At 69.2% G+C, this 5,462-nt stretch carries 5 protein-coding genes; 2 read left to right on the forward strand and 3 right to left on the reverse strand.

Translation table 11 applies throughout. From position 1 onward, the window contains the following. Positions 1–1,596, forward strand: a 1,596-nt coding sequence (polA, locus tag HY703_01675; protein MBI4543888.1) for a DNA polymerase I, incomplete at its 5' end; no start/stop codon positions are given. A gap of 124 nt (positions 1,597–1,720) precedes the next feature. Then, positions 1,721–2,098 (forward strand): single-stranded DNA-binding protein, encoded by a 378-nt coding sequence (locus tag HY703_01680; protein MBI4543889.1) that lies wholly within the window; start codon positions 1,721–1,723, stop codon positions 2,096–2,098. A 50-nt stretch (positions 2,099–2,148) separates the two neighbouring features. On the opposite strand, the gene HY703_01685 is transcribed toward HY703_01680, so the two are convergent. From HY703_01685 to HY703_01695, 3 genes are all read right to left on the reverse strand, one after another. Next, positions 2,149–4,227, reverse strand: coding sequence for a hypothetical protein (locus tag HY703_01685; GenBank protein MBI4543890.1), 2,079 nt, complete (start codon positions 4,225–4,227; stop codon positions 2,149–2,151). After that, complete coding sequence (locus HY703_01690; protein MBI4543891.1) at positions 4,208–5,077, reverse strand: DUF547 domain-containing protein; 870 nt, start codon at positions 5,075–5,077, stop codon at positions 4,208–4,210. Before HY703_01690 ends, HY703_01685 begins: the two co-directional genes overlap by 20 nt. 183 nt (positions 5,078–5,260) lie before the next feature. Then, positions 5,261–5,462, reverse strand: a 202-nt coding sequence (locus tag HY703_01695; protein ID MBI4543892.1) for an RNA polymerase subunit sigma, incomplete at its 5' end; no start/stop codon positions are given.

Below are 5,462 nucleotides of genomic sequence, written 5' to 3' on the forward strand. Positions count from 1 at the left end.
CCCGGCTCCGAAGCGATGCGGCCGCTGCGCGAACTGCTCGAGGACGCCGCCATCGCCAAGGTCGGCCATGACCTGAAGCAAGCTATGCTGGTGCTGCGCCGCGCCGGGATCGAGCTGCGCGGCGCGTCATTCGACACCAGCGTCGCTTCCTATGTGCTGGACCCGGGGCGACGGGACCACGGGCTGGAGTCGCTGGCGCTCGAGCACCTGAACTGGCGGACGATCCGTTACGAGGAGGTGTGCGGCAAGGGCAGGGACCAGCTCCCGCTCGCCCAGTGCCCGCTCGAGCGGGTGCGGGACTACGTTTCCCAGGGTGCCGACCTGGCGTGCCGGCTGATGGAGCTATTCCAGCCGGAGCTCGAGCACTACGGGCTCGGGCGCCTGTTCCAGGGAATCGAGATGCCTCTCGTCCCCGTGCTCGCGGAGATGGAGTGGGCAGGCATCCGGATCGACCGGGATTTCTTTGCCGCACTCTCGCGCAAGCTGCAGCGCGAGCTGGAGTTGATCCAGCACGAGATCTACAAGCTGGCGGGCCGCGAGTTCAACATCAACTCGACGCCGCAGCTCCGGGAGGTGCTGTTCCAGAAGCTCGAGCTGCCCGTGGTGAAGCGGACGAAGACCGGGGCCTCGACGGATGCCGCGGTGCTCGAGGAGCTGGCGGCGCAGGGGCACGCCCTGCCCAGACTGCTGCTCGAGTACCGGCAACTGGACAAGCTGAAGGGCACCTACGTCGACGCGCTACCGCTGCTCGTGAATCCGGAGACGGGGCGCATCCACACCAGCTTCAACCAGACGGTCGCAGCCACCGGCCGCCTGTCTTCCAGCGATCCCAACCTGCAGAACATTCCCATCCGCACGGATGTCGGCGCGGAGATCCGCAAAGGCTTCATCCCCGCGCCGGGCCACGTTTACCTGGCCGCCGACTACTCGCAGATCGAGCTGCGCATCCTGGCCCACCTCTCGGGCGACACGGCTTTTGTCGACGCGTTCCGCAGTGGCGCGGACGTGCACCGCCAGACCGCGGCACTGGTGTTCGATGTCGCGCCTGAGGCGGTAACCCCGCCGATGCGGGCGGCCGCTAAGACCATCAACTTCGCAACCATCTACGGGATCGGGCCCTTCGCGCTGGCACAGCGCCTGGCCACTTCCGTGGCTGAGGCCCGCGCCTTCATCGAGCAGTACTTCGAGCGCTTCCCCGGCGTGCGCCGCTACCTGGACGAGCAGATCGAGCGCGCGCGCACGCTCGGCTACGTCGAGACGCTGAGCGGCAGGCGCCGCTACATCCCCGAGATACGCAGCAGTAATTTCAACATGCGCCAGTTCGGCGAACGGGCAGCTACCAATGCGCCCGTGCAGGGCACGGCCGCAGACATCATCAAGCGGGCCATGATCCAGATCCATGCGGCGCTGGCGGACAACCGATCCCGCGCGCGCATGCTCCTCCAGGTTCATGACGAGCTGGTCTTCGAAGTGCCCGAGGCGGAGGTGGACACGGTGCGCACGCTGGTGAGAGAGCGGATGGAGGCGGCGTTCACCCTCGCAGTCCCCCTCGAAGTCGCGACCGGCGTGGGCCTGAACTGGTACGAATGTAAGTAGCCCCAACCTGCCATGGCGCTGCCCCACCGCCGCCCGCAGCTTCGCGCCGCAACTTCACCTGTTCCACTGCAACCGCGGCGCGGCCGGGCCGGTCCCGCGCGCCGCACGGCAGCGAGGAGGCGCCATGAGCCGCTCGATCAACAAGGTGATCCTGGTAGGAAACGTGGGTCGTGACCCGGACATCCAGACGACGGGGAGCGGGACCAAGGTCGCTCACCTCTCGCTGGCCACCAGTCGCCGGGTGCCGCGGGACGGGAGCTTCGAGGAACGCACGGAGTGGCACCGCCTCACCGTGTGGGACCGCCTGGCCCAGCTGGCCGAGGACTACGTGCGCAAGGGCGACCGGCTGTACGTCGAGGGGCGGATCGAGTACGACAGCTACGAGAAGAACGGAGTGACCGTGCCCACCGCCGAGGTGCAGGTGCGGGAGCTCATCATGCTGGGGTCGCCGCCAGGCCGGCGCGATGAGAACGAGGGCGAGGAGGACGAGGACCAGAGCTGACGATGCTCCGCCTCAGACTCCATTGCTACAAGCTCTGTGCCCGCAGGCGTCTAGAGCACGTCCCAGAGGTCGGGCGTGACGGAGAGTAGCGCCTGCCATTCGCCGCCGTTCAGGCCGCGGACGAGGTCCAGGCGCAGGATGTCATAGAGCAGTCCGACGCCCAGCCCCAGGCTGGCCCGCGCGCCACCTGTTTCGCGCACCGCCCAGCCTGCGGGCGGCGCCGCCTGGGCGAAGTTGCTCCAGCCCAGCGCGGCCAGCGCGCGGCCGCGCAGCCACGGCCCCACGACTTGCCGGGAGGCCTCGAGCTCGGCGAGCAGGAAACGGTCGCCGGCAAAGGTGCGGTACGGGTAGCCGGGTAGCGTGCCGCGGCCGCCCAGCAGGAAGAGCTGCTGCACCGGCGGGCTGCCCAGGAGCAGGCCGGCGGCGCCGCGCAGCGCGAGCGCGGCGCGCTGATCGGCGGAGCGGCGCGCGAGTGTCAGCTCGAGGGTGGGGCGAAGGTAGGCGTCCGGCTCCGGCCGGTCAGCCTGGTAAGTGCCGGCCTCGACCGCGAGCGCGCCGCTCCAGGCGCTGGTGCGGGAATCGGCGCTGGTGCGGCGCAGGGACAATCGCCCGGCCAGCAGGCGCCCCTCGTCTATGCTGCGCACCGGCCGGAAAGCCGCGGAATCCTGGAAGAGCGCGCCGGTCGTGGCCAGGGTGGCGCTCTGCTGCTCCTCGAGGCCGATGCGGAGGCCGGCACGCCAGGAGGCGGCGAGCGCGTAGTCCAGCTCGAGGCGGACAGCGTTGGCGAAGTAGGGGTCGAGATAGTCGTGGCCCAGCGTGGCGGCGGTGAGGGTGTTGAAGGCGCCCGGCGCTGCCGGGCGGATGCCTAGCTCGCGCAACGCGTGCCGCTCGGCGGAGAGCCGCAGCTGCGTGGCTCCGGAGCCCCAGAGCTGGATTGCGCCGGCGAGCGAGGCATGGCTGGCAGCCGTGGCATAGCCGGCCGCCAGGTCGAGCCTGCGTCCGAGGACGCGAGCGAAGGAGGCGCCCGCGCCCAGGTAGACCCCCTCGGCGCGGTTATAGCGCAGGGCGGAGGATGCGTTGGCCAGGTGGAAGCGCACGCGGGGCAGTCCGCTCAGGTAGCGGCGGCCGACGAGCTGGGCGGCGTGGCGGCGCAACACGCTGAGCTCGGGAGGCGGCGCCAGCCCCTCGTCGTTCAATCCCTGGAAGATGCCGGCGGCGAAGGGGTAGGCCTCGCGGGCGCTCCTGGGCGCCGCGGTGAGCGGGTACCCTTCGAAGAGGTTGGCCGGGAGATCCTCGTTCAGCGCGTAACCGCCGATGCGGAGCACGCCACGGATCACGCCACCTGCCACGAAGTCCAGTTCCGGAAGCTGGCGCCGGATTTCCAGGCGCTGCTCGTGCGGCAGCCAGTAGCGTTGTTCCCACAAGCCGTTGTCCAGTGAGACCTGGATGTAGTCGAGCCGCGGGTCTACGTAGGAGGCGGGCGTGAAGGTGAAGCTCATGCGCACGATGTCGCCCGTGGCGCGGTCAGTGAACACGGCGCCGATGAAGGCGGGCAGGTCGAAGCGCCGCGGCCGGACGTCGATCTGATAGACCCGCACCGGTTGTGGCGAGCCAGGGAGCTGTAGGCTCAGCGAATCGGCGAGCCGGTAGTCGTAAAGGCTGTCGGCACCGGGAGCGGCGGGGTGCGGCACGTCCCTCACCTCATCGCCGTCGCCCATACGGATCCGGTCGCCGAATTCGTCCTGGACCACCGTGAGGTGATCGAGGTGGTAGCGCATGCGGTTGGGGAGCCGGCTGACATCCCGGAGTCCGATGATGCGCTGTTTCGTGCGGTTGGGCGCCGCCCAGTAAATCTCGAGCGCGAGCTGGTCCACCTTGACCAGCGTGCGTTCGTCTGACTGCTTCCGGTCCAGGTAGAAGTAGAGGTAGCCCGTGGCGAGGGCACGGTAATTGGCCAGGCCGGAGTCGGCGTGGGGTGTGGCGCGCCGGGCGCGCGCCCTGGCCACGAGCTCGAGCGTGCGAGCCGAGTTCCAGTCCCCGGTGGCCTGGGCGCCGGCAGGGGTGGCGGGGGAAAGCAGCGCGAGCACCAGGGCCGCTCGAGCGCTCGCGCTAGTGCGTTTCCACGTCATTCAACGCCCAGTCGTACTCCAGGTATTCGATCCCATAGCGGCCCGCTTCCAGCCAGGCCGCGGCTTCCGATGGCAGGTAGTGGCGGATGAAGGCCAGCACGGCACGCTGCGTGGCATTACCCGGGAAGCGCTGGGATGCTTCGCTGCCCGTGGGGGCGCGGAAATCCTCGCCGAACCAGTCGAAGATCGAGGAGAGCTGCACCACGGCTGCCGCCGGTTCGAATCGGTTCTTGCGCGTGTCGCCCAGGAAACGGCGCGCCTGGTCATCGAGTTGCTCATCGAGACGCTCCGCGGCATACGGCTCTGCGCGCAAGGCCGGGCAGGACCGGGCAGCACATACCAGCGCGAAGTGGATGCGGGGGTCGCGGTAGCGCTCGCGCAGCCACTGGTGCTCGATCTCGTCCAGCGTGAGCAGCCGGCCGGCTGCGCGATGCTTGATCCCGTCGAAGAAGCCCGCGATCTGCCATACCGAGTTCCCCGGCCGCAAGGCAGACTTGACGCTGAGCCGCCGCTGGATCGGGTATGCGTCGACCACCGTGGCGATGACGTAGGCATTGTAAGCATTGATCAGGTGCGCCATCTGCTGCGCCCGGGTCCAGCCATCAAACTGCGCGGCTGTGACGGCGCTGAGCTGCCGGAGGTAGCTGTTGAGCCGCGCCCGATCCCGCCGGAGCGCGCCGTAACGCACGCCGTCCCCCGTCCCATGGGCCGCGAGCAGCTCGGCCCAGGGGTCGGCCGCCTGCGCCGCGGTTGGTTGGGCCAGCGGTGCATGGGCCAGCCAGATCAGGGCCAGAGCGGCGAGCCAGCGTCGCCAGCGCGGGGCGGTTCGAGTCCTGCCGGATCTACTCATTTTCGCCTTGGAAACGCACGGTTACTACCGTGCCCGGCAACCTGGGTTCCGGCGCGGCCCCGAAAGCAAGGGAGCCCGCTGTGCGGGCGGGCCCCCCTTTGCTGCCAAGGAATCGTCCAGGAATGACGGCTGCTTCAGGAGCTCCCTCGGCCGCTGCGCGACTTCGGGATGACCGCTTCGCCCTCAGTTGGCGCTCCAGAAGCCGGCCAGTGCTTCGCCGTCGGGGCTTTCGCGCAGCTTCTCGAACGCGCGGTTGCGGATCTGGCGGATGCGTTCCCGGGTTACGCCGAGTAGCGAGCCGATCTCCTCCAGCGTCCTCTCTTCGCCGTCGTCCAGGCCGTAGTAGAGATACAGGATCTTTCGCTCCCGCTCGGTCAGGTACTTC

This window comes from Gemmatimonadota bacterium (assembly GCA_016209965.1).
GTDB lineage: Bacteria > Gemmatimonadota > Gemmatimonadetes > Longimicrobiales > RSA9 > JACQVE01.

Coding starts and splice junctions, on each gene's coding strand:
- HY703_01680 (MBI4543889.1), top strand. CDS start 1,721: ATGAGCCGCTCGATCAACAAGGTGATCCTGGTAGGAAACGTGGGTCGT.
- HY703_01685 (MBI4543890.1), bottom strand. CDS start 4,227: ATGACGTGGAAACGCACTAGCGCGAGCGCTCGAGCGGCCCTGGTGCTC.
- HY703_01690 (MBI4543891.1), bottom strand. CDS start 5,077: ATGAGTAGATCCGGCAGGACTCGAACCGCCCCGCGCTGGCGACGCTGG.